This is a genomic window from Niallia sp. Marseille-Q9988, assembly GCF_976954375.1.
This window is the reverse complement of record NZ_CDRJSZ010000002.1, coordinates 322,721-346,553: the sequence shown is the minus strand read 5'-3', so window position 1 is coordinate 346,553 and position 23,833 is coordinate 322,721. Positions and strand designations below refer to the sequence as shown.

22 protein-coding genes are annotated in these 23,833 nt (G+C 36.1%); 15 read left to right on the top strand and 7 right to left on the bottom strand.

Going from position 1 to position 23,833, the window contains the following annotated elements:
• The first annotated feature begins 184 nt into the window (after positions 1-184).
• Positions 185-1,222, top strand: coding sequence for a PTS transporter subunit IIC (locus ACWNMZ_RS04160; RefSeq protein ID WP_048719262.1), 1,038 nt, complete (start codon positions 185-187; stop codon positions 1,220-1,222).
• A 105-nt stretch (positions 1,223-1,327) separates the two neighbouring features.
• On the opposite strand, the gene ACWNMZ_RS04155 is transcribed toward ACWNMZ_RS04160, so the two are convergent.
• Entirely contained in the window at positions 1,328-1,615 is a 288-nt protein-coding gene (locus ACWNMZ_RS04155; protein ID WP_048719256.1) for a YxcD family protein, read from the bottom strand.
• Positions 1,603-2,049, bottom strand: a complete 447-nt coding sequence (locus tag ACWNMZ_RS04150; protein WP_048719257.1) for a hypothetical protein — start codon at positions 2,047-2,049, stop codon at positions 1,603-1,605. Before ACWNMZ_RS04150 ends, ACWNMZ_RS04155 begins: the two co-directional genes overlap by 13 nt.
• A gap of 478 nt (positions 2,050-2,527) precedes the next feature.
• On the opposite strand from ACWNMZ_RS04150, the gene ACWNMZ_RS04145 reads away from it, so the two are divergent.
• The 4 genes from ACWNMZ_RS04145 to ACWNMZ_RS04130 all read left to right on the top strand — a co-directional run bounded on the left by ACWNMZ_RS04145 (position 2,528) and on the right by ACWNMZ_RS04130 (position 7,545).
• Positions 2,528-3,286 (top strand): hypothetical protein, encoded by a 759-nt coding sequence (locus ACWNMZ_RS04145; protein ID WP_048717748.1) that lies wholly within the window; start codon positions 2,528-2,530, stop codon positions 3,284-3,286.
• Positions 3,283-3,738 carry a hypothetical protein gene (locus tag ACWNMZ_RS04140; RefSeq protein WP_449598277.1) on the top strand — a complete coding sequence of 152 codons (456 nt, stop codon included), beginning with the start codon at positions 3,283-3,285 and terminating at the stop codon, positions 3,736-3,738. Before ACWNMZ_RS04145 ends, ACWNMZ_RS04140 begins: the two co-directional genes overlap by 4 nt.
• A 235-nt stretch (positions 3,739-3,973) precedes the next feature.
• Positions 3,974-5,413 (top strand): NAD(P)-binding domain-containing protein, encoded by a 1,440-nt coding sequence (locus tag ACWNMZ_RS04135; protein WP_109768054.1) that lies wholly within the window; start codon positions 3,974-3,976, stop codon positions 5,411-5,413.
• A gap of 125 nt (positions 5,414-5,538) precedes the next feature.
• The gene (locus tag ACWNMZ_RS04130; protein WP_449598276.1) at positions 5,539-7,545 is read left to right on the top strand and encodes a catalase; all 2,007 of its coding nucleotides are present in this window, start codon (positions 5,539-5,541) and stop codon (positions 7,543-7,545) included.
• Between the two features lie 209 nt (positions 7,546-7,754).
• Here ACWNMZ_RS04130 and ACWNMZ_RS04125 read toward each other — a convergent pair whose 3' ends face one another.
• Complete coding sequence (locus tag ACWNMZ_RS04125; protein ID WP_449598275.1) at positions 7,755-8,558, bottom strand: helix-turn-helix domain-containing protein; 804 nt, start codon at positions 8,556-8,558, stop codon at positions 7,755-7,757.
• 202 nt (positions 8,559-8,760) lie between these two features.
• Positions 8,761-10,098, bottom strand: coding sequence for an ISLre2 family transposase (locus ACWNMZ_RS04120; protein ID WP_449598271.1), 1,338 nt, complete (start codon positions 10,096-10,098; stop codon positions 8,761-8,763).
• A gap of 242 nt (positions 10,099-10,340) precedes the next feature.
• On the opposite strand from ACWNMZ_RS04120, the gene ACWNMZ_RS04115 reads away from it, so the two are divergent.
• From ACWNMZ_RS04115 to ACWNMZ_RS04105, 3 genes are read left to right on the top strand one after another with little or no spacing between them, the layout of a single operon-like run.
• Positions 10,341-11,501 (top strand): Gfo/Idh/MocA family protein, encoded by a 1,161-nt coding sequence (locus ACWNMZ_RS04115; protein ID WP_031539177.1) that lies wholly within the window; start codon positions 10,341-10,343, stop codon positions 11,499-11,501.
• Between the two features lie 30 nt (positions 11,502-11,531).
• Entirely contained in the window at positions 11,532-12,269 is a 738-nt protein-coding gene (locus tag ACWNMZ_RS04110; RefSeq protein WP_031539175.1) for a ThuA domain-containing protein, read from the top strand.
• A 60-nt stretch (positions 12,270-12,329) separates the two neighbouring features.
• A complete protein-coding gene (locus tag ACWNMZ_RS04105; protein ID WP_031539173.1) occupies positions 12,330-13,424 on the top strand; it encodes a Gfo/Idh/MocA family protein in 1,095 nt (364 codons plus the stop codon).
• Positions 13,425-13,494: 70 nt separating this feature from the next.
• Here ACWNMZ_RS04105 and ACWNMZ_RS04100 read toward each other — a convergent pair whose 3' ends face one another.
• On the bottom strand, positions 13,495-14,076 hold the full coding sequence (locus ACWNMZ_RS04100; protein WP_031539171.1) for an NAD(P)H-dependent oxidoreductase: 582 nt from the start codon (positions 14,074-14,076) through the stop codon (positions 13,495-13,497).
• A 111-nt stretch (positions 14,077-14,187) separates the two neighbouring features.
• Here ACWNMZ_RS04100 and ACWNMZ_RS04095 point away from each other — a divergent pair, with 111 nt between their 5' ends.
• From ACWNMZ_RS04095 to ACWNMZ_RS04080, 4 genes are all read left to right on the top strand, one after another.
• Positions 14,188-14,628: a MarR family winged helix-turn-helix transcriptional regulator gene (locus ACWNMZ_RS04095; RefSeq protein WP_231512588.1), complete on the top strand. Its 441-nt coding sequence runs from the start codon at positions 14,188-14,190 to the stop codon at positions 14,626-14,628.
• A 21-nt stretch (positions 14,629-14,649) separates the two neighbouring features.
• Positions 14,650-15,312, top strand: coding sequence for an SIMPL domain-containing protein (locus ACWNMZ_RS04090; RefSeq protein ID WP_051641006.1), 663 nt, complete (start codon positions 14,650-14,652; stop codon positions 15,310-15,312).
• Between the two features lie 274 nt (positions 15,313-15,586).
• Entirely contained in the window at positions 15,587-16,570 is a 984-nt protein-coding gene (gene guaC / locus ACWNMZ_RS04085; protein WP_031539168.1) for a GMP reductase, read from the top strand.
• 186 nt (positions 16,571-16,756) lie between these two features.
• Positions 16,757-17,596, top strand: a complete 840-nt coding sequence (locus ACWNMZ_RS04080) for a hypothetical protein (RefSeq protein ID WP_449598274.1) — start codon at positions 16,757-16,759, stop codon at positions 17,594-17,596.
• A 191-nt stretch (positions 17,597-17,787) separates the two neighbouring features.
• Here ACWNMZ_RS04080 and ACWNMZ_RS04075 read toward each other — a convergent pair whose 3' ends face one another.
• A complete protein-coding gene (locus ACWNMZ_RS04075; protein ID WP_035416649.1) occupies positions 17,788-19,785 on the bottom strand; it encodes a carbohydrate-binding domain-containing protein in 1,998 nt (665 codons plus the stop codon).
• A 242-nt stretch (positions 19,786-20,027) separates the two neighbouring features.
• Between ACWNMZ_RS04075 and ACWNMZ_RS04070 the strand changes: the two genes are divergently transcribed.
• The 3 genes from ACWNMZ_RS04070 (at position 20,028) to ACWNMZ_RS04060 (ending at position 22,872) form a co-directional block, all read left to right on the top strand.
• The gene (locus ACWNMZ_RS04070) at positions 20,028-20,726 is read left to right on the top strand and encodes a polyphosphate polymerase domain-containing protein (RefSeq protein WP_031539164.1); all 699 of its coding nucleotides are present in this window, start codon (positions 20,028-20,030) and stop codon (positions 20,724-20,726) included.
• A gap of 30 nt (positions 20,727-20,756) precedes the next feature.
• Positions 20,757-21,440 carry a DUF4956 domain-containing protein gene (locus ACWNMZ_RS04065; RefSeq protein ID WP_031539162.1) on the top strand — a complete coding sequence of 228 codons (684 nt, stop codon included), beginning with the start codon at positions 20,757-20,759 and terminating at the stop codon, positions 21,438-21,440.
• 289 nt (positions 21,441-21,729) lie between these two features.
• On the top strand, positions 21,730-22,872 hold the full coding sequence (locus ACWNMZ_RS04060; protein WP_031539161.1) for a SpoIIE family protein phosphatase: 1,143 nt from the start codon (positions 21,730-21,732) through the stop codon (positions 22,870-22,872).
• 100 nt (positions 22,873-22,972) lie between these two features.
• Here the strand turns inward: ACWNMZ_RS04060 and ACWNMZ_RS04055 are convergent, their stop codons facing one another.
• Positions 22,973-23,830, bottom strand: coding sequence for a CheR family methyltransferase (locus ACWNMZ_RS04055; RefSeq protein WP_031539415.1), 858 nt, complete (start codon positions 23,828-23,830; stop codon positions 22,973-22,975).
• Between the last annotated feature and the right edge of the window lie 3 nt (positions 23,831-23,833).

The window sequence follows — 23,833 nt, the reverse complement described above, 5'->3', positions numbered from 1 at the left end:
ATATTTTTTCATTTTTTAAAAACTATCATTAAAATTATTGCAATTTATAAAGAGGAATAGAAAAGTGCAATCTTTTTTTCGTTTTTTCACTTTTTCACGTTGAAGCGTTAAAAATAATCGTTGACGCTTATCAAATTTTTACATATAATAAACTCCAAATTCAAGGAGAATGGGGAGTTCAAATGTGAAAGAGTTTTTCAGTAAATTATTAAATGGTATGAGTATCGGAATCGTCGTTTCTTTAATCCCTAACGCACTACTTGGCGAAATATTAAAGCTCTTTATTCCATTCTTTCCTCCACTTCAACACGTATTAGATATTACTGCATTTATTATGAGCTTATTGCCTGTGTTGATTGGTGTAATGGTTGGAATATCATTTAAACTATCCTCTATTCAAACAGCTAGTATTGGAATTGCTGCAATGGTCGGTAGTGGAGTGGTTCAAAAAACAGCAGAAGGATTATTTACTTTAAATGGTATCGGAGTGGTTGTAAACACAGGTATTACAGCTGCACTTGCTGTATTATTTGTTCAATTTGTCGGCGACCGATTAAAAGCATATTCTATTCTTCTTTTACCAACTTTAAGTATTTTAATACCAGGAATGGCAGGATATTTATTATTGCCATTTATGAAATCTACTACTGGATTAATTGGCGTTGCAATCGCCACTATTACGAACTTACAGCCAGTCGTTATGGGCATTATCATTGCAGTAGCATTCTGTTTAATTATTCTTTCTCCTGTTTCCACAGTAGGTGTCGCAACTGTTATATCCCTATCTGGTATTGGATCAGGGGCAGCAAATCTCGGTATTGTGGCAGCAGGGATTGGATTAGCTATAGCAAGCTATAAGGCCAATTCTTTAGGAACTGCCTTAGCACATGTGCTTGGCTCTCCGAAAATTCAAATGGGGAATTTCTTTATGAAACCGAAGATTGTTATTCCGATGATTATTACTGCTGCTATATTAGGCGGATTAGCTGGCTTCCTCAATATCCAAGGAACACCCTATAGCGCCGGCTTTGGATTATCTGGTTTAGTTGGTCCCATGAACTTTATGCGCTTAGCAGATGGTGGATGGAGTAGTAAAAATATCGCTATTATGATTTCTACCTTTTTAATTATACCGTTCCTTTTAAATGTGTTCTTCCTTTATTTATTTTCGAAAAAATTGAAAATGATAAAGGCCGAGGATTATAAATTAAATTTCGATTGAGTTATGGAAGAAAAGTCTTTTTCCTCCTTATCTAGTGGGCTTTCCTCAAGACATATTTATAGCAAAAAGAGGATACCAATTTTCTAACATTGGTATCCTCCTTCCCTATTTTCCTACTGCGATAATTCCTTCTTCTTCATCAAGCACTAATTTCAATCCAATATACGGATCTAAATTTAAATACTCATCTAACCATAAACGCAGTGCTTCAATCATATTTTGTGTGATTAGCACTTGTTTTCGATCATGGACATAAGTTTCGGCAGAAAAACCATAATCATCATCATACATTAACTCTACTTCTACTTCCTCTGGCCTTACTTGTTTCTTACGCGCCACATAGACACATATCGCATTAATAATATCCTGTTCTGGGATGATTAATTTCTCCAATTATTTGCTTCCTCTCTTTTTTTATTTCGATAGAAAGTAAATAAACGCTTGATTAAGTTAAATACCACAACAATTGCAAGGATATTAATTAAAAGCCCTAATAAAGATCCAAATGCTCCCATATTGGCAAAAAGACTTCCAAACAGTAAACCAGCAAGCCCACCGACCATTAGTCCTCTCATTAGCCCCCCGCCTGAGAAAAAGCCTCCAGATTTATTTGCAGTAGTGGATTGATTAGATTTTGTCGTGTCATTTGTATTATTTTTCTTCTGGAAAAAAGAATTTGTATTTGTATTACTATTATTGTTATTAAAGCTTCTTTTTCCGGATTTATAAGACTTAGCTTCTACTGTTGTGACTGTATCCTGAAATTGGATACTCACCGGGGATAAAACCAGACCTAATGTGAGAATTGCTGATAATATTTTCTTCATTTTCTATTCCTCCTGATTATTGATTATCCATGCTGGATTATACTTGGGCTCCTATATTTCTTCTAACTCTCTTTAGTATTTGCTAGAAAAAATAAAAAGCCCTACCATTAATTTGGTAAAGGCTTGAAAAATCGATCTATTTATCCCTTTACCAAAGAACGGCAAAGGTCTCGCAAACAACATCTAGTTGCCAGTTAAGCCGGCGATTGGAATCGCGTATTGACGACATAACTGTAAGCTACTCCCCTTTGGAGTATGCAATTTTTAAGTATAAATACATTCTAATATAAATAACATTCCTAGTCAACTTATAGGATGAAAGCCTCTTCAATAGAATATAAATGAACAGGCTATTTTCTTTCCTGTTATATAATTTGTAATTATTACCATTCATATCCAATGTTTACAATTGGTGAATAAGATTAACTTTTTTTCATAACCTATATGCATATTCCAAATTTAGTAAGTAGGTATACAAATGAACGAAACAATAACCTTTCCAAAAGCAAAATACAGTACAGCCGGTATTACCTATATTATGTATCACAAACCCTGTGTTGTCGCTTGGTGGTCTGCTGTATTTCCCGGGTTTGGACATTATCTGCTTAATCAATATGCACGAGGAACATTACTGACAATTTTAGAAGTGATCATTAATACAGGTGCACATATTAACGAAGCAATGATTTTTTCCTTTTGCGGGGAAGTTGAGCTAGCTAAATCTGTAATCAATTTAGATTGGATGATTGGCTATATCGCCATTTATCTAGTAACAATAGGGGATAGCTATCGTTCGGCAAACCAATTTAATAAACTGGTTGATTTATCTACTCCCCATTTATCGAATGCAAAGATATTTCCATCAGAAATACAATACTTACAAATGAGAAATCCTTTGATTAGCGCTTTATACTCTCTCCTATTTCCTGGATTAGGGCAGCTATATAATCATAGATTATTTTTAGGATTTTACGCTATTTTTTGGTGGTGGACGTATATTTTACTTTCACATGCACATAGGGCACTAACATTAATGATGCTTGGCGAATTTGCTTCTTCCAATACCATGTTAGTCCCACATTGGTTGTTATTTATGCCCTCCGTTCTTGGCGGGTCCGTTTACCATGCATATATTACTTGCGTTCACCATAATATTCTTGTTCAAGAATCACAAGAAGAACGCTTAATTAATCGATATGCTGGTTCTAAATTTAGTTTACGAGGTACAAAAGGATGATCATAGTCGGTACATTTAAGCCATCTATTGAAATCGAGCATGCAATTTCCGAAATCGAACAATATGGAATTCCACCAGAAGAGATGATGGTTTTTTATATGAATGAATTCCCACCTATCAGTAATAGAAGAAAATTCCCAATAGATATCCATGTTTCTTCCTTTGAAATTGGAATGGCTTTTGCTACAGGATTTGCAGTCATTGGCGCAAGCATTGGCTTTAAATTAATTATAGGCCCTATTTTCAGTGGACTTCTTGCTGCTATTATTGGCTTTAGCTTCGGCTATAGTATCTATTATTTTTTTCACCGAAAGAAAGAAAGCCCCCTGCATAAAAGCTTGCCAGATATTATTATTATCATTCAAAGTCCAAAAGAAATTGCTCCTTCCATTAAACAAATACTGTGGAAACATGAAGCAAAGAGTGTTGGCATGAGAAAAAGATATGACTAGCCCGAATACTAACAAAAGCCAAAAATCTTATGGATAATAACGTTTTAGGCTTCTGTTAGTATTTGTTTTTCGATTATAAACCCTTTTAAACGAATTAACTAAATTTTTTTAGAAAATTTAGATATATTATACATACAATAAACAAATGAACATGTTAATATATTGGCAAGACATATTAATGTGAGGAAAGTTAACATTTATTTCTTTTATTTGCAAGGGGGAGGAATTTAGCGAGATGAGCTTAGAAGCATTAAATAAACGTATACAAACAGATCTATCCTACCTTAATTATGGCGGCCAAAATTGGGTTCGTCCAAAAACTCATTCAGAGGGCCATGTTTTCGATGTAGTCATCGTTGGTGGAGGCCAATCAGGATTAGGAATTGCATTCGGCCTTTTACGAGAACGTGTATCTAATATTCTCGTTATCGATGAAAACAAAGAAGGTCTTGAGGGACCATGGGAAACCTATGCCCGTATGGTCACCTTACGTACCCCTAAACACTTGACTTCCATTGATCTTGGCATCCCATCCCTTACCTTTCGTTCTTGGTGGGAAGCACAGTTTGGGGAAGCAGGCTGGGAAAAGATTGATAAAATTCCACGTGGTGATTGGATGAATTATCTAAGATGGTATCGGCAAACCCTTCAATTACCGGTTCAAAACGAAGTAAAGCTGACTTTAATTGAACCATTAGAAAAAGGATTACATCGCCTTCATATTCAAAAAAACGGCAAGACCCCCTCTTCCTTACTTGCCCGAAAGGTAATTTTAGCAACCGGCATCCAAGGAGGCGGAGAATGGCATGTTCCACCAATGATTTCTAATAATCTCCCTTCTTATTTATATGCTCATACCTCTTCACCAATTAATTTTAATTCCTTACAAGGGAAAAAGGTTGCTATTTTAGGTGGTGGTGCATCAGCTTTTGATAATGCTAATTTCGCTCTATCCCAAGGGGTATCTGAAGCACATGTATTTGTCCGTCGCAAAAAAATGCAACGCATTAATCCAATTAGGCAAATGGAGGTGTCTGGCATGATTGAACATTTCCCTGCTTTATCAGATGAAGACAAGTATGCTGGCATTGCCCACTTCTTTCAGCATAATCAACCACCTACGAATGATACTTTTAACCGAGCAACTTCTTGGTCAGGATTTCATCTTCATCTAGGCTCTCCATGGGTAAAAGTTTCAGAAAAAGGAGATAAAGCAGAAATAACCACTCCAAAAGGGACTTATCTATTTGACTTCTTATTTATTAGTACTGGTCTTCTAACAGATCCTAAACTCCGTCCAGAATTACGATTAGTTGAAAATCATATTACCCGATGGAAGGACAGATACGATGCCCCTGAAGAAATAGCATCACCCACACTCGATGCACATCCCTATTTAAGCCTTGGCTTTTCTTTTATTAGCCGAGATGAAAAAGGGGAAGCATTGCTCCATGGGATATACGCATTTAATTATGCGGCTTTAATCAGCTGTGGATTATCTGCTTCTGCTCTATCTGGCATGAGATATGGTATACCTCGCATCGTTTCAGCTGTAACGGATGAATTATTTATGGATGACAAAGAGGCTAATTTAAATGATTTTTTCGATTACGATGTAGAAGAGTTCACCGGCGATTGGCCAGTGAATCAAGAAGATACATCTGAAGTAGTTTAACAGGAATGGCTAAGACTGATATAACGTCTTAGCCTCTTTAATGCATGTTTTAACTAAAATAAGTTGGGTATACATAACAATACTGACTATTCATTTATACATATTATCGTGTGGGAGGTATTGTAATGGATAATAAGAAATTAGAGCAATTAAAGAAATACACCATTGATAATGAACAAAAAGCTGGATTAACGACCAATCAAGGATTAAAAATGGCAGAAGATGAATTCTCATTGAAAGCTGGCTTAAGAGGTCCTACTTTAATGGAGGACTTTCACTTTAGGGAGAAAATGACCCATTTTGACCATGAAAGAATTCCTGAACGGATTGTTCATGCACGTGGTGTTGGTGCCCATGGCGTTTTTCAATTATATGAGTCCCTAGAACCATATACGAAAGCCGATTTCCTGAATGATACAAGTAAAACCACACCTGTTTTCGTTCGCTTTTCCACTGTCCAAGGATCTAGAGGCTCAAGTGATACGGTGCGAGATGTGCGCGGGTTTGCTGTTAAGTTTTATACAGAGGAAGGTAATTATGATTTAGTCGGTAATAATATTCCTGTATTCTTCATCCAAGATGCCATTAAATTTCCTGATTTTGTCCATGCGGTAAAGCCAGAGCCTCATAATGAAATTCCTCAAGGAGCTAGTGCACATGATACCTTTTGGGATTTTGTTGGTCAAAATCACGAAACAGCTCATATGGTTATGTGGGTAATGAGTGATCGAGCTATTCCTAGAAGTCTCCGGATGATGGAGGGGTTTGGTGTGCATACCTTCCGCCTTGTTAATAAAGAAGGAAAAGCTCACTTTGTTAAGTTCCATTGGAAACCGAAGCTTGGCATTCATTCACAGGTTTGGGATGAAGCACAAAAGTCAGCAGGAAAAAATCCCGATTTCCATCGCCAAGATTTATATGAGGCCATTGAGAAAGGCGATTATCCTGAATGGGAACTAGGATTACAAATCATACCGGAAGAAGAAGAATTTTCATTTGATTTTGACATATTGGATCCAACCAAAGTATGGCCAGAAGAAATGATTCCTGTCAAAATCGTTGGAAAGATGACCTTAAATCAAAATGTTGATAATTTCTTTGCTGAAACAGAGCAAGTAGCATTTCATCCTGGACATGTTGTTCCTGGAATTGACTTTTCAAATGATCCCTTACTACAAGGTCGATTATTTTCCTATACTGATACACAATTATCAAGACTTGGAGGACCTAACTTCCACCAAATCCCTATTAATAAGCCTATCTGTCCTTTTCACAATAATCAAAGAGATGGTATGCATCAAATGGCTATTCATCATGGACAAACGAGCTACCATAATAATTCATTAAATAATAACCAGCCAGAACCTGTACCTGTTGAAGATGGGGGTTATCAACATTATCAGGAAAAGATAGATGGTAGAAAAATAAGAGGGCGTAGTGAAAGCTTCCTTGATTTTTATTCCCAAGCCAAATTATTTTATAATAGCCTAGCGCCATTCGAGCAGCAACATGTGAAGGATGCCTTTAGCTTTGAACTTGGAAAATGCAAATCAGAGACAGTTAAAAATAACGCTGTAGCGCTTCTAAATCGAATTGATCGTAGCATTGCTGAAGAAGTAGCTAAGAATATTGGAGCAGTATTACCTGATGAAAATTTAGAGGTCAATTCATCGAAAAAGTCTCCTGCTTTAAGCATGGCAAATACCATAAAAAAACCAGACACCCGTTGTGTAGCCATCCTGTTAAACGGGGACCCAGATAAAGCACAATTACGTCAATGGGTCCAAACATTGGCAGCAAATAACGTCAATTTTAGTATCGTTGATAAAACGATGCGCACAATTGATGGAGATTTAAAAGTGACGGATACGTATGATACAGCGGATGCCAGTCTTTTTGATGCTGCAATTCTTATTGGCACTAGCAATAAACTAGAGAATAAGGCGATAGAATTTATTGAAATGACTTTTAACCATTATAAGCCTTTAGGCATTTTCATTGGCGAGCCTAAAGCACTAGAAAAAAGCCGTATTACATGGAATGCACCAGGTATATTTGATTTAACGAAGGATTCCATTAATCGCTTTATTACAGGAGTAGCAGAAGCCCGCTTTTGGAATAGATCTGTCTAAATATAATTGGAACATGTATCAAAGACAAAGATAAACTCGAACAATCATGCGAAAGAAAAAATTTCGGATGATTGTTTGAGTTTTTTATTAGCGTTAAAAACACAATGAACGGATATATATTTACACCTTGGCTTTATTTAATAGCAAGATTACGTCTTTATAGATATCGATTTGGTTGTATCCCATCCCTTTTTTTTCGCTATCAGAAGTCAATATGTATGGAAAGGATACATATCCATAAACGACCGTGGGTGGTTTTCTCGATACTCCTTTGGTGTACAAAGTTTTATCTTCACAAAATTACGATTAAAGGACCGTATACTTTCATAACCACAAAGAAAAGCTATCTCAGATATATTATGTTCTGAATAGATTAATAGATAACATGCATAGTTTACTCTCGTCTCATTTAAAAAATCTACAAAAGACATATTAACATTATGATTAAAGTACTTCGATAGATAATTATAATTGTAACCTAACTTACCAGCGATACTTTTTAAAGTTATCGATTCTGTAAAATGTGCCTGAATAAACGTTAACAATTTATGAAGCAACTCTTGATCTTGTTTTTCGCCTTTAATTAAGCTGGTTTGCCCCATTAGCTCTGATAATAATAAATAAAGACAAGCTTTTTGTTCTAGTAGATTAGAGCTATCTTTGAAAAGCGTTCTAGAAACAAGTGAATCCGCTTCCAAAGATAGGTTGAAAATTGGATTTTCAAGTGAACCATTTTCTATCATTTTGTGAAATGTCGGGACATAGTCAGGGGAAAAAATACAAATTTTTGCATGTGACTGAGATTTTGTAATAAACGAGTGAATTTCATAAGGCAATATTAGTAAAAATTGTCCAGTACTCAAATGGTAACTTTTTTGACTAATAATAACTTCCATTTCCCCCTCCATGAGGAATAATAATTCGAAGCAGCGATGGAGATGGCTTGGAAAGTTTAAATTTACTGTATGATAGTTTGCTATTAAGTTAAAATGGTGTGCTTCATATATTATCATCCGCAAAACATCCTCATTAAAGAATAAATTTTGTCTAGGATTATATAAGTTTTTACTTGTTGTGTCAAACCTATAAGTGATAGAGATTGAGTCAAGTTTTTGTGGGAGTTTTTTTTAGCTCCCTTTTTATAAAGTAAAACTTCTAATTTTGTATCCGTTTTCTAAATGTTTTCTTTCATCAAAATTTCGTTTTTTTCTTTTTTTAAAAACCTTTTAATCCCTGTAAGGCAAAGTGAATGGGTTTTCCAATCGCTTGATTTAAGTATGGCATGTTCTGACGCACGGTTTCTGTTACTAATTTTGTGGGTATTTTTCTTTTCGGTCGATGCTCTTTCTTTGATTTTTCCGTGGTCTTTTCCCATTTTCCATATATCGTTTGGATGGATAGGTCATCCTTCAATCCAATCCACAAGCGCGCCATGCTCATGACCCCTTTTTTGCTCCATGCTCTTCCATTTTTTAATCGTTTGGCTAATTGATTCATCATCGCCTCTGCACTTCCCATTGGACGATACGCTGTCGTGTCCACACCTTTTTCCTGTAACCAACTACGGTAATCTTTTATGGTTTCCTGATGATGCGTTAAAAAGGCAAGGAAATGCTCTAGTTTTTCTTCTTCTTCTGGTGTATCCATTGTTCCTACTGCGCTATTCAACTCTAGAAGTAATGTTTCTACCTGGTAGTTTTTTAACGCTCTTTTCATGTAGCGGTATCGAGGATGGCTCTTCATTAGTTGCTTCATTGAACGAGCGACATGAAAACGATCCATGGTGAAAAAGGCGCGTTCCCGAAAATACTCTCGACATGCCGTTATCCAGCCTGCTCCATCGCCATTAATAATAAGCAAGGTTTGGGTAGGATCATACGCATAATGATTCTGTAAGAACGTTTCAAAGGCTTCCCAAAAGGGTTCTTTTCCTTCATAGAGAAAATGCCTTTTATTTCGGAGTCTGACTCGCTTTCCGTTTTCTTTCCATCCCTCGTGCACAGCGGCGAATTTCAACTCCCATCCACGCTTTTTCTTTTCTTGGCTCTTCACATATAATCCATCTACTTCGACGAACAATACCTTTTGAAAAGGGCGTTTTTCCTTAGCGGGAAGTACGTTTGTTTGAAGAAGATGTTGCCGTAATGCTTCATGGCTCATCGCCGAATAGCCTAAAAATTGTTCGAACGTTTCCACCGCCTTTCGATAGGAGGAGCCATTCGTCGCTAGTTCTAACCCCCATTCTTCTAGTAGTGGACTAAATCCCTTATTCCCCTGAAACTGTAAATAGTGATCTAATAGACAAATATATTTTTTGGTCACACGATCAAAATAATAATTACGCTTCAGCTCCACAGCTCCAAACGCTGTATCTACTCGTATTTCTCGTTTATCACGTAAAGCAAATCTTCTTTTGTCTCGTTGCTGAGCAATCTCTTGATCCCAATTTTCTAATGTTTGAACAAGGATTTCTTGAAAGGTCATTTGTAGTGTTCGAAATAAAGTTTTTTCCAATTCTTTTAATGATGGCATTTTTGTGTTACATTGATTCATGAGAGCCTCTCCTTTTCGTAGTGTTCTAGTCAAACTCTACTTTACAAAAGGAAGCTCTCTTTTTTAATGCTTAATTTTTTCCAGCTACCGCGCTCTCGCTTGGTGGCCTTTTTGTCTAGTTGGGGGACGAGTCCCCCAACTAGACAAAAAGGATATTTATTCTCCCACAAACATTTTACTCATACAGTGATAGATTTATCGATAATAAAGTAATCTAAATGGACAACAAAAGGAGATACGCTATGGAAAAACTTAGAATTGGAATGGTTGGCTATAAATTTATGGGAAAAGCACACAGTCATGCTTACCGAGATCTCCCTCTCTTTTTCCCAAATACCGTTCATCCTGTGATGAAGGTTATTTGCGGGCGTGATCAAAAAGGTGTAGCACTTGCAGCCAAACAATTCGGCTGGGAGGAGTATACGACAGACTGGAAGAGCCTCTTAGAAAGAGATGACATTGATTTAATTGATATTAACGCACCTAGTAATGTCCATAAAGAAATAACTATTGCCGCAGCAACTGCTGGCAAACATGTATTTTGCGAAAAACCGTTAGCGCTTACATTAAAAGACTCAAGAGAAATGCTTGATTTAGTTGAATCGGCTGGAATCAAACATATGGTTGGATTTAACTATCGCTTTGCACCGGCCGTTATGCTGGCTAAAAAGCTAATTGACGAGGGACGGTTGGGCGATATCTATCATTACCGTGCCTGGTATTTACAAGATTGGCTTGTGGACCCAAACTTTCCTTTAGCTTGGAGACTCCAAAAAGAAATTGCTGGTTCAGGTTCTCACGGAGACCTTGGGGCTCATCTTATCGATCTGTCGCACTATCTAATCGGCGATATAACAGAAGTTATTGGGATGAATGAAACATTTATTAAGGAACGACCCATTCCTTCACAGATGACGGGCTTATCAGCAAAAGGGAGTGATAGTGATAAAAAAGGGGAAGTGACCGTTGATGATGCTACCCTATTTATGGCTCGTTTTGCTAACGGTGCTTTAGGGAGCTTTGAGTCCACACGTTTTGCTGCAGGCCATCGCTGTACAAATTCCTTTGAAATCAATGGCAGTAAAGGAAGTGTCATCTTCGACTTTGAACGTATGAATGAGCTACAGGTTTATTTCACAGATGATAAGGAGGACGTACAAGGATTTCGGCGCGTATTAGCAACAGACCCTTCTCATGCTTTTGCAGAAAACTGGTGGCCTCCAGGACATACGATAGGCTATGAACATACATTTATTCACGAGATAGTGGAGCTTATGGAGTCTTTCCGTGAAGATCGACAGCCTGTTCCCAACTTCCGAGATGGCGTAAAGTGCCAAGAAGTTTTAGAAGCGGTTGACTTATCGATTGAAAACCAACAATGGGTCCGAATATCTGACGTTTAATCAAAATATCATGAAGGAGTTGCATGTACCATGAAAAAGAATGCATTGATTGTTTGGGGAGGCTGGGATGGTCATCAGCCTGAGCAGGTAGCAGAAATTTTTAAAGGAATTCTTGAAGAAGAGAACTTTCAAGTAGAGGTATCTAATTCACTAGACTCCTATGCAGATAAAGAAAAATTAAAAACCTTGGATTTAATCGTCCCCCACTGGACAATGGGTCAAATTGAACAACAATATGTTTTAAATATTTCGGAGGCAGTTGCAGCAGGTGTTGGGTTAGCTGGGTGCCATGGTGGTATGTGTGACTCTTTTCGTAATAATGTTGACTGGCAATTTATGACAGGTGGCAATTGGGTTGCCCATCCTGGAAATGATGGGGTGGAATACACGGTCAACATCAAACATTCTTCTAGTCCCCTTTTAGAGGGCATGTCTGATTTTAAAGTTGCTAGTGAACAATATTACCTTCATTACGATCCAGCTGTTGAAGTATTAGCTACTACACGCTTCCCAATTGTTCATGGTCCTCATGCCGCGAATAAAGCGGTAGACATGCCTGTAGTATGGACTAAACGTTGGGGGCTTGGAAATGTATTTTATAATTCATTAGGCCATCAAGCAAATATCATTGCTCTGCCGGAAGTTTCGCTCATTATGCGCCGTGGATTCTTGTGGGCATCTGAAGGGAAAAGACGAACTGAAAAATCGAATGAAGCTTCCATTTATGAAAATGTACGGAACTATACAGGTATGGGAGACAGTCAATAAAAGGAGATCATCAAAATAAAAATTATCGAAAGCTAAACATAATCTACCGGAGGGTTTCTTATGAGAAAACTTAAAATTGGCATTATCGGTTGTGGGAATATTAGTTCTATTTATATGGAAAACTGTCCGAAGTTTCCCCACCTTGAGCTTGTCGCATGTGCAGATTTAGATGTCCAACGTGCTCAACTTCAAGCTGAAAAGTTCGGTATTCCAAATGCTTATTCCGTTGAAGAACTGCTTTCTGATCCTGAGATTGAACTAGTCATCAACTTAACCATTCCAAAAGCACATGCCTCTGTCAGCATCCAAGCACTTGAAGCAGGTAAGCATGTTTATACGGAAAAACCCCTTGCTGTGACACGAGAGGAAGGTAAGCGAATTTTAGAAACAGCGAAGAAGCATAATCTTCTCGTTGGCAGTGCACCTGACACTTTCTTGGGAGCTGGAATTCAAACTGCTATCCATCTGATTGAACAAGGGGAAATAGGAATACCAATTGGTGCATCTGCCTTCATGATCGGTCGTGGCCATGAACATTGGCATCCAGACCCTGCCTTTTATTATGATATTGGAGGCGGACCAATGTTTGATATGGGGCCCTATTACTTAACAGCCTTAGTGGCTCTATTGGGACCGATTAAACGAATTTCAGGTTCGGCGCGGATTAGTTATCAAGAAAGAACGATACTCAGCGCACCAAAGGCTGGTACTAAAATGAAAGTATTCATCCCTACGCATATCTCAGGAGTAATAGATTTTGCTTCAGGTGTAATTGGAAGTATTACAACAAGCTTTGATGCCTTTGGCGGTAGCACATTGCCTCCTATTGAAATTTACGGAAGCGAAGGAACGCTACTTGTTCCTGACCCTAATACATTTGATGGTCCTGTAAAATTAAGAAAACGTGATGAACAGGAATTTAAAGAGGTGCCTCTTGCATACGGGTATAACGAAAACAATAGAGGGCTTGGCGTTGCTGATATGGCCAAGGCAATTCTCGAAGGTGGAAACTATCGAGCAAATAGCGAATTAGCCTATCATGTTTTAGAAGCGATGTATGGTTTCCAGGATTCCTCCGATAGCGATAAACATTATATAATGGAAAGTACATGTGAGCGTCCTGAATCACTATCTTTAGAAAGAAAGAATTCATAATTTGCCTAAAACAATATCAAAGGAATCTCCCTCTTTGGCTAGGGGGTTCCTTTGATTAGGAAAGAATCTTTCAAGCACACATTCCTCTAAAATAGCGATAAATCTTATCTATTTTTTTCGCTTGCCCTGTTCCTTCCATGCTTCCAAATTCAAAAAATTTCACTTTTTTAATTCCTACAAAGCGAAATACTGCCTTTTTCATTAAAACCTTATGACTATTATGCAAAAAGAAAAAGGGGTACATTCCAGGTCCCTTCATAGTAGAAATACAGATGACTGACTTTCCTTTTAACAGCCCCTTTGTGGTATATTTTCCAGTTTCTTTATAAGCAAAATGAGCAGATAATACTTGATCAAAGTACCCTAGTAACATGGCTGGTGGTCTTCCCCACCAAATAGGATAAAGAAAAACGATTTTATCCGCCCATAATAACTGATCTCTATGCTTTGAAAAAGCTGGGTTCTTATACATATGACGCCTTTTTACTTTTTCATCAAAAAATAAAATGGGATTAAAATTTTCTTCATATAAATCTAAAAGCTGTATATTCTTTATAGAACTGTTTTCCATACTGCCATTCAAAACACTTTTTAAAAACGCTCCATTTAAACTTTTCTGATTGGGATGGGAAAAAACAATCAATAAATTCATAAGAATCCTCCTCTTTTTAGTTATCATTTGATAACTATAATACCATTTCATCTTTTTGTTATCAATTGATAATTGTTTATTGATAACTTTTTATGCTATCTTACCTATGGGGTGATTCTTTTGGATGAAAGACAATTTTTTCAGAAATTCATTACATTTACAGCATCTGTTCATCAACTAAAGCACGCTTTAACGAATGATCTAAGACCAACTAATTTAACTCCGATTCAGTATAATATCCTTGAATATATTTCGATCAATGAGCCAGCGATTCTAAGTGATATTAGTTCATGTCATCAAATGTCATTGCCTAATACTAGCCGAGAATTGAAAAACTTAATGGAAAAAAACTTAATTAATAAATTCATAGATGAAAAAGACCGCAGAAAGCAATATATAGTGCTATCAGATGAAGGAAAAGAGGTAATGAAGCTCGTATTTCATGAAGTAGAACAAATATTAAAAAAAAGAATAGACACTCTTTCAGGTGAACAATTGCAGGAAATAGCAACTGCCATGGAATTATTACAAAATAAGGTGTTTTATAAATAAACAATACAGAGGTGAATAATAATGTACCCTTCCTCTCCCCTTTTTCACACAAATGTTCCGTCAAAAAGAATATTAACAGTATTTGGAAATAGCATATTGTCCATTGAACCGACTATTTGCAAAATTATGCTTGGTATTAATACGGAGTCCAAAAATGTAACAACTGCCCAGAAAGAAAATGCTACCAAACATCAACAAGTTATTTCGTCCATTCTAGGTTTAGGTATTCCTTCCTCTAATATTCAAACCGTTGACTATACTATTTTCCCTCAATATGACTATGTGGAGAATAAACAAGTCTTCAAAAGCTATAAAGTAACCCACCTGCTATCTATCCTTGTAGAAACGATTCAACTTGCAGGAAACGTTATTGACACAGCCGTTCAAAATGGCGCAAACCAAGTTACCAGTAATCAATTTGATGTAAGCAATCGTTCGGAATATTATGAGCAAGCACTTCAAAAAGCGGTTAAAGATTCTCTTTCAAAAGCAATGGCCATTGCTGAAACCCTCCGTGTAACGATAGATCCGATTCCGGTAAAAATACATGAAATTCTATCTGATTCTAGCAATCCTATCCCACTTGCAAAAATGTCGTTTGGTCAGGTAGGAGGAATTGCTACTAATCTAGAACCAGGACAGTTACTTATAGAAGCGAAGATTGAAGCGAAATTCTCCTACTAAGCCACTTTCTATATCCTTTCCAATTATCTTTGCTATGACTTGTTGAGAAGTTAATCTTACATTCTCCTTTCAAAATAAGGGAGTTCCTTGAGTACAGGAATCTTCCTTATTTACAAAATATTTTTTACCCTCTCGAAAATGATAACGCTTCAATAAAAACATCTCATTAAATGAAAAATCTTTGACATCCTGGCAAAAATAATGTAAAGTACCTAATGGTCGAACATTTTCAGATAACAGCGACCTTAATATTCGTATTTAGGAGTGTATTTTAATGGATAACGTGTTTGATTACGAAGATATACAATTAATTCCGGCTAAGTGTATTGTTGATAGCCGTTCAGAATGCGATACAACTGTAACATTAGGTGGCCATACATTTAAGCTTCCAGTAGTGCCTGCAAATATGCAAACTATTATTGACGAAAAAACCGCTGTATATTTAGCAGAAAATGGCTATTTCTATATTATGCATCGTTTCCAGCCAGAAACGCGCGAGACCTTTATCCGTGATATGCAATCTCGTGAGTTAATTGCCTCTATCAGTGTTGGTGTGAAAGCAGAAGAATATGACTTTATATTACAATTAGCAGAAGAAAATTTGGTTCCCGAATTTATTACAATTGATATTGCACATGGTCACTCAAATGCCGTTATCGCAATGATTAAACATATCAAAAAGCATTTACCGAATAGCTTTGTTATTGCTGGTAACGTTGGAACTCCTGAAGCAGTAAGAGAACTTGAGCATGCAGGTGCAGATGCTACAAAAGTAGGAATTGGACCTGGTAAAGTATGTATCACAAAAATTAAAACAGGTTTTGGAACTGGTGGTTGGCAGTTAGCTGCATTGCGCTGGTGTGCAAAAGCTGCGAGCAAGCCAATTATTGCAGATGGTGGTATTCGTACACATGGTGATATCGCAAAATCGGTTCGTTTTGGAGCAGCAATGGTAATGGTCGGTTCGTTATTTGCTGGCCACGAAGAGTCTCCAGGAGAAACATTTGAAAAAGACGGAAAGCTCTATAAAGAGTATTTCGGTTCTGCTTCCGAGTTTCAAAAAGGAGAAAAGAAAAACGTCGAAGGTAAAAAAATGTATGTAGAGCATAAAGGCTCTTTACAGGATACATTAACAGAAATGGAACAAGATCTTCAGTCTTCTATCTCTTATGCAGGCGGTAAAAAATTAGATTCTATTCGTAATGTAGATTATGTAATTGTTAAAAATTCTATCTTTAATGGCGATAAAGTATATTAATTTAAAAGTTACACGAAGGATGCCCTACCAATTTTGTAGAGCATCCTTCATTTGTACGAAAGGAGATAACTAGAAAAACAGTGACATATTCCTATTATATGGGTATAATAGAGACAACCTCTTAGAATTCCCTCCTTTTTATTATCAGAAATTTCAAATAAAAATACGAAAGGTTGATTGTATTACATGAAGAACTTTTCCTTCCACACAAACCACCGCCAGAGAACAAAATCCCCAGAAACAACATTTAAACTGATTCCCCTTACCAGCACACAAAGCAGAAGCGAAATACTAAAGAAAATTGAAATCAGTTCACAATTTAATATGCGCTACCGAGGACTATTTGAATATTATGGCGACGATTTAATTGCTTATAAGAAAGAAAATCCTACTGATTTTTTTCGAAATGAGTTTTTACGAACGTTCTCGAGTTATCTAACTGACTACCTAGAAGACAACATGCCGATCTCTTGGAATAAATGTAAAAAACCCTTTATCGAGTTACTTCTTTATATTCATCTACCTAACACTATAAAAATCTCCAAAGAAAGCAACAGCATCCAACATTTCATCTCCGAATTTAGAAAGTTTTCCATATGGCTAGATCAAAAAGAAAAAACAACCTGGACAAAGCTGTTAGCTCCTTATGAAGAATCCATCAATGAGTTACTGTTATGCGAGGAATTGTTGAATAGATTATATCTCCAGATGTATCCTCAGTTTTTTGAATCCAATTGGGATTACGAAAAAGACTTAACAAGGGTTAGCCAGATCTTTGAGAAATGTACGGACATAGAGGACAGCTTCTTTCAAATAATAAATATGGAGGGAAACACTGTTTTTCTATCCAATATTCATACAAATAAACAATTTCAGATAAACAATCTTCCTATTACCAAGCGGTTTCTTGGCATCATTCTTCATGGTTCCATTGGGCGCATAGAGGGGAATACAACATGGTCATTGCTACTGGCAGCAGGGTTATATCCAAAAAAAGCGAAGCGATATTTATCCTATATGGAGTAATGAAAGGGAGCAAATTGGGTAGCAAAAAGACTGTGAAATCAACAAAAATTCAACTAAATAAGCCTTTTTAAAAACAAAAAAGCCAAACAATCAACGAAACTTTCGTTTGATTGTTTGGCTTTATCTTTGGCTTGGAACCTTATGTCTAAGCAGCTTTTTTTAATCCGGCTATCATTTTCAGTAAAAATTACTTACTGGGAACTATTAGTGGAAGAATTATCCCCCTGTCTCTCATTCCCATTACCAGTAGGAGGAGCTTCTCCTCGATTTCCTTCAAAATCATCACTTGGTGGATTTCCACCTTGTCCTCCTCCTCTGCCGCCACCTTGTCCACCCATATTATTACTAGGTGCCTCTGTAATACCAGATTCATCGACGTAGGTTACTATGTCAGAAATAGTAAATTCTACAAGTTCTGTTCCTTTTTCATAGGTCCCTGTAGCTAAACCATTACTGTTCACTTCTGTGCTACTACCACCAGAATACAATACATAAGTACTATCCACTGTAATCTTCGGTGAGCTAATCACAACCGTTTGATAATCCTTGCTTGGTTGTACTGTTACAATAACATTCCCATCACTATCCTCTAAATGAACAATAGTGCCAGCTTTTTGCGTTTCCGAATAGGTCATCATAATTGAGTTTTGCTTAGATGTATCAGATGTTGTTTGTGCCATCCCCGAACTTCCTAGCGCTACTAGTGTTCCTCCACTTATCTCTAGGCTTCCATCATAGTCTAGGGCTCCATTTCCATCATTTGTTGGACCATTAACAATAGTCGTACCGCCTGTGACTACTATTGATCCATTTGCATCCAATCCATCTCCATCTGCATTTACGTAAATGCTTCCTCCATTGATAGTTAATAGTGCATTTCCTGCAGATTCCATTCCCATTTCTCCACCAGGAGCAGCACTTTCACTACTTCCATCACTTACATTAATTCCGTCATCTGCTGTTACAACAGATATATCTCCATCATTAATAGTGACTGTTTTTCCTTCTATTCCCTCATAACTTTTATTAACTTGAATTGTTCCACCAGCAATTAGGAGCTCATTCTCTGTATGAATCCCATCATCACCAGTAAGAATAGTAAAATCACCATCCATAATCGTAATATTCGTGTCACTATGCACTGCATCATCTAATGTATCTATTTCGAATGTTCCACCACCAATAGCGATTTCCTTATTTGCTTTTAAACCTTTCGTACTTGGTGTATCCTCCTCTTCTGTCTCTTCAGCTGCGCTATCTCCCCAAGGTTGTCCTCCCATCATTTCCTCTCTTACTTCAATAGTCTCTGGACTTCCTCCACCTGCTGTAATGGTGAAATCGCCATCTGCCACATAGAGAGAAGACTCAGCTTGTATACCATCTGTTCCAGCCTTTATATTAAATATTCCATCTTCAATGGCAATAATACCTTTTGTATCATTTGTATTCGTTGATTTAATACCGTCTCCACCTGCATTAATTTCAAACGTTCCACTCTTTATTGCAACTAAATCTCTGCCCAATATGGCATCATCTACTGCTGTTATTTTTATCGTTCCTTCCATAATTCGCAAATCATCTTTACTTCCAATTCCATTATCATAATTTCCTACTACTTCCAAAGTACCTGTCCCATTTATTGTTAAATCATCCTTGCTAAAGATTGCTGCATTGGGCTCGCCAGATCCATCATCTTCGGTATAAGTTTCTGCATCAGACACAACATTTTCAGTTTCCTCTGCAAGCGTAATAATCGTATCCTCTGCTTCTTTTACAAAAATAGCTGAAGACTCACTATTATGAATGTCTACTCCATTTAAAACTAATTGAACCTCTCCTGTATCCGGTGCGTCAACTACTATCTGCCCGTCAGCTAAATCACCACTTAAAACATATACTCCTCCAGACCTTATGGTAACAGTTGATCCAGATGTCATTATTGCAGCCGATTCATCGTAAGAAATTTTGTCCCCATCTAAAGTAATATAAGTAGGATTTTCTTCTTCCCAATTCGTTAGATAATCCTCCTCCTCAAAACTTATATTTTCACTAATATATGCACTCACATCCATTTCACTAAGTGAGCTATCGTTACTATTTTGGGAGTTATCGCTGTCCTTACTACATGCAAATAAAAGCAAGGTACATGCAATAGGCAAGACTAACTTTTTCATTTTACTTTTTTTCATTACTATGTCTCCTTTCTTTCACCATGCCTTCATTATGAGTGCACAACCTTAACAATTCCTTTAGAATCTCGTTTTTTATTTTTCTTTCCATCTATAGAGAAAAAAAAGTCTCATCTTTCTTCTCCTGCATCTACTTTTACAGTATTTTTACAAAAAATTAATACCTTCTTAAAAATCTTAAGGATAGATTAAGGTTTATAAATGATAATGTGTCCAAGCAGTTAACAGAAAGGAGAATCAAAATGGAAGCACAAAAACTAAACGGCTTAAATGGCCGAACCGAACTAAAACATGAATTAAATCAAATAGATTGTTACTTATTAAGAAATAAATTAAAGCATGTGATGGAAGTTGACCCCCATGCTACTAATAATGGGAAGTATCTAATTAGAAGTGTTTACTTCGATAATATTGAAAACAAGGCACTTATTCAAAAAAAAGAAGGACTTCTTAACCGAGATAAATTTCGAGTAAGATTGTATGACTATAATACAAACCTCTTAAATTTAGAAAAAAAAAGCAAACGTAATAATTTGACCTATAAAGATAAATGTAGAATTACAGCAGAAGAATATGAAAAAATCCGCATTGGAGATATTAAGTGGATGGAAAATGACCATCGCGAATTGGTCAAAGAACTATTCATTCAGATGAGTTTATATCAATTAAAGCCACATACAGTGGTTGATTACGAACGGGAAGTATTTATCTATCGTTATGGGAATGTCCGAATCACCTTTGATAGCTCCATTAAAACAAGTTTCCGAAATAATGATGTACTGAACAAGGATTTACCTATGGTTGAAACCAACCCAGATATCACCATTTTAGAGATTAAATACGATGAATTTTTGCCTGAAATAATCAAAAATCTTCTTCAATTAAGTGATAGAAGAAAAGGAACTTATTCTAAATATCAAATCAGCAGAATGTATGGATAAATTTATATAAATTCAAGGAGGAACAAAAAAATGAGTAATATTAGCTTCGAAGATATTTTCAAATCAAGTATTTTAGAAAAAACGAGTAACTTTTCCGTAATTGATTCTTTAATAGGGCTGTTAGTAGCCTTTGGCGTCGGTTTATTTATCTATTATGTTTATAAAAAAACTTTCTCAGGTGTCATCTATTCCCACACCTTTAATATTTCTCTAATTATTATAGCAATGGCAACTGCCTTAATCATTATCGGGATATCATCCAATGTTCTATTATCACTTGGTATGGTTGGTGCCTTATCGATTGTACGCTTTAGAACTCCTATTAAAGATCCTATGGACTTAGTTTATTTATTCTGGGCAATTGTTACAGGAATACTTTGTGGAGCAGGCTTTATTATCCTAGTTATATTAGGTGCTATCCTAATTGGTTTAGTTCTTATTCTGTTTACTAACCGAATCAAAATTGAAAATCCTTATTTATTAGTTGTTAAATATACAAATGAAGCGTTAGAAGATTCATTAACAAAAACTATTTCAACTCATGCTAAAAAATTCTCCATTAAATCAAAATCAATTATGCCTGGAAACGATTTTGAAGTAACATACGAAATTCGTGTGAAAGAGAATAACTCTACCTTTATTAATACTATTTCAAAACTTGATGGCGTGAAATCAGCCATTATGCTTAGCTATGATGGAAATTTCACTGCATAACGAATAAGGATTTTTCGAAATGCTGATTCCAATCATACACATTCATTCCATAGGCTAAGCATATTCCCATTGGTTTTAAAAAAAACAGCTTATAAAAGAAAAAACATCCAATCTAAGAGAACTCTTATGTTGCGATGTTTTTTTCTTTTCCATTCTATAATACTTATAATTATTATTATCCAATAAATATCTGTATAATTATAGTTATATACACTTGATGGTTTTAAATAAAATAAGGTATACATAATTTATTTCTTAACATCATAATAGACAAGGAGTTATAAGAATTATGACTATTCTTTTAGTAGATGACAATACTGTCAATCTATTTGTAATGGAAAAAATACTAAAAAACGCTGGGTACGATGATTGTGTTTCTCTCTCTTCAGCCCAGGAATTATTTCATTATTTACAACTTGATGCTCCGCTTTCGACAGGGAATAGTGTGGATTTAATATTGCTCGATATTATGATGCCAGAAATCGATGGCATTGAAGCTTGTAAACGCATCAAAAAGATGGAACACCTCAAGGATATTCAGATTATCTTTGTAACAGCATTAGAAGACAAGAATAAGCTCGCGGAAGCCTTGGATATTGGTGGTGTAGATTATATTACAAAACCTCTAAACAAAATCGAACTCCTCGCAAGAATACGCGTTGCTCTACGGTTAAAGGCAGAGCTGGATTGGCATACTCAACACGAAAAAAAAATTCAGTATGAATTAGACTTAGCAACACATGTACAAAGAAGTCTTTTAAGTGCCCCTTTAGAAGATGAACATATGCATATTGAAGTTTCTTATTTGCCTTCCTTTAATCTTGCAGGTGATATGTATTATTGGCATAAAATTAATGATCACAAATATGCAATTATTTTATTAGATATGATGGGACATGGAATATCCGCTTCTTTAGTGTGCATGTTTATCTCTTCTGTCCTGAGAGAATCAGTTAAACAATTAGTGAAGCCAGATCTTGTTATCAAAGAATTAAATCGCTATATGACCTTATTAAAAAATGAAAAAGAAGGTCTTCCATTCTACTTTACGGCAATCTATTTAGTAATAGATACAGAGAAGAAAACAGTGGAATATGTCAATGCTGGTCATCCTTATGGATATATGCTAATGGATGAAAAGGAAGTAGTTGCATTAGAACAAGGTACTTGCGCAGTAGGATTTTTCGATGAAATGGAAATTAATACAAAAGAAGTTACCTTTGAAAAAGATGTACAAATCATCCTTTATACTGATGGTGTCTTAGAAGCAATGGGACCGTGTGAATTTGAAGCCGAAAAGAAAATCCAAGCAATTTCCTCCAAAAGATGGGAACATACCAGCTCCGTAATGGATCACCTTCTAACAAAAGAGCAACAGTCTAATCAGCCAGATGACATGTGTGTATTAATGATCCAAGCAAAAGGCAAATAATTAACACTTTACTTATTTCTTTAATGAGTACATAGTAAATAAAAAGGATTTCTCCTAAAGAGAAATCCTTTTTATTGTTTTAGAAGAGCTCCTATAAATCTTAGTAGATTTTCTGATAAAGTCTTTCTCCACCAGCAAGCTCTCTATATTTTGGCATTACATCAACAAAGCTTAATGTCTCTTTATCTCCTAAACCAATAAAGCCATCTTTACTTAAACTTTCATAAAATAGATGATGCACCTGGTTTTGGAGCATGGGATTAAAATAAATGAGTACATTTCTACAAATAATGACATGAAATTCATTAAAAGATTGGTCTGTTACTAAATTATGTTGGGCAAATATAATATTTTTCAATAGATCAGAATGAAAATAAGCATATTGATGGTCTGTTTTATAATATTCCGAGAACGCATTTGTTCCTCCTGCAAGCATATAATTCTTAGTATATGCTTGCATTTTATGTATAGGAAATACCCCTTTGCTTGCCTTTTGCAGTACATTTTCATTCATATCTGTTGCATATATAACTGCCTTTTCCTTTAGCCCCTCTTCTTCCAATAAAATAGCCATCGAAAAAACTTCTTCCCCTGTAGCACATCCCGCATGCCATATCCGGATTTCATCATACTTTCGTAAATGTGGGATTACTTGCTCTCTAAATGCACGAAAAAAGCTTGGATTCCTAAACATTTCCGTTACATTGATAGAAAAATCATTTAAAAGCTGTTCCAGGAAAACCTCTTCATGAATCACTCGTTCAAGTAGTCGTGTAATCGTAGGAATATTATCCATTTTCATTCTATAGTAGATCCTGCGTGTAATAGAAGACCGGTTATATTGACGAAAATCAAAACCTGATAATCGAAATATCCCTTCAAGCAGCAGATCCACTTCTATATCTGCATGATCTGGATTCTCTACCTCGTGTTCGTTATTCAGGAATGGATTATTCATAAC

What these genes read in the sequence shown, in the direction of transcription:
- ACWNMZ_RS04060 (WP_031539161.1), top strand. Translation starts at nt 21,730, where the DNA reads ATGACTATTCTTTTAGTAGATGACAATACTGTCAATCTATTTGTAATG.
- ACWNMZ_RS04120 (WP_449598271.1), bottom strand. Translation starts at nt 10,098, where the DNA reads ATGAATCAATGTAACACAAAAATGCCATCATTAAAAGAATTGGAAAAA.
- guaC (WP_031539168.1), top strand. Translation starts at nt 15,587, where the DNA reads ATGGATAACGTGTTTGATTACGAAGATATACAATTAATTCCGGCTAAG.
- ACWNMZ_RS04150 (WP_048719257.1), bottom strand. Translation starts at nt 2,049, where the DNA reads ATGAAGAAAATATTATCAGCAATTCTCACATTAGGTCTGGTTTTATCC.
- ACWNMZ_RS04090 (WP_051641006.1), top strand. Translation starts at nt 14,650, where the DNA reads ATGTACCCTTCCTCTCCCCTTTTTCACACAAATGTTCCGTCAAAAAGA.
- ACWNMZ_RS04145 (WP_048717748.1), top strand. Translation starts at nt 2,528, where the DNA reads ATGAACGAAACAATAACCTTTCCAAAAGCAAAATACAGTACAGCCGGT.
- ACWNMZ_RS04130 (WP_449598276.1), top strand. Translation starts at nt 5,539, where the DNA reads ATGGATAATAAGAAATTAGAGCAATTAAAGAAATACACCATTGATAAT.
- ACWNMZ_RS04100 (WP_031539171.1), bottom strand. Translation starts at nt 14,076, where the DNA reads ATGAATTTATTGATTGTTTTTTCCCATCCCAATCAGAAAAGTTTAAAT.
- ACWNMZ_RS04125 (WP_449598275.1), bottom strand. Translation starts at nt 8,558, where the DNA reads ATGATAATATATGAAGCACACCATTTTAACTTAATAGCAAACTATCAT.
- ACWNMZ_RS04105 (WP_031539173.1), top strand. Translation starts at nt 12,330, where the DNA reads ATGAGAAAACTTAAAATTGGCATTATCGGTTGTGGGAATATTAGTTCT.
- ACWNMZ_RS04140 (WP_449598277.1), top strand. Translation starts at nt 3,283, where the DNA reads ATGATCATAGTCGGTACATTTAAGCCATCTATTGAAATCGAGCATGCA.
- ACWNMZ_RS04075 (WP_035416649.1), bottom strand. Translation starts at nt 19,785, where the DNA reads ATGAAAAAAAGTAAAATGAAAAAGTTAGTCTTGCCTATTGCATGTACC.
- ACWNMZ_RS04055 (WP_031539415.1), bottom strand. Translation starts at nt 23,830, where the DNA reads ATGAATAATCCATTCCTGAATAACGAACACGAGGTAGAGAATCCAGAT.
- ACWNMZ_RS04080 (WP_449598274.1), top strand. Translation starts at nt 16,757, where the DNA reads ATGAAGAACTTTTCCTTCCACACAAACCACCGCCAGAGAACAAAATCC.
- ACWNMZ_RS04065 (WP_031539162.1), top strand. Translation starts at nt 20,757, where the DNA reads ATGAGTAATATTAGCTTCGAAGATATTTTCAAATCAAGTATTTTAGAA.
- ACWNMZ_RS04110 (WP_031539175.1), top strand. Translation starts at nt 11,532, where the DNA reads ATGAAAAAGAATGCATTGATTGTTTGGGGAGGCTGGGATGGTCATCAG.
- ACWNMZ_RS04070 (WP_031539164.1), top strand. Translation starts at nt 20,028, where the DNA reads ATGGAAGCACAAAAACTAAACGGCTTAAATGGCCGAACCGAACTAAAA.
- ACWNMZ_RS04135 (WP_109768054.1), top strand. Translation starts at nt 3,974, where the DNA reads ATGAGCTTAGAAGCATTAAATAAACGTATACAAACAGATCTATCCTAC.
- ACWNMZ_RS04115 (WP_031539177.1), top strand. Translation starts at nt 10,341, where the DNA reads ATGGAAAAACTTAGAATTGGAATGGTTGGCTATAAATTTATGGGAAAA.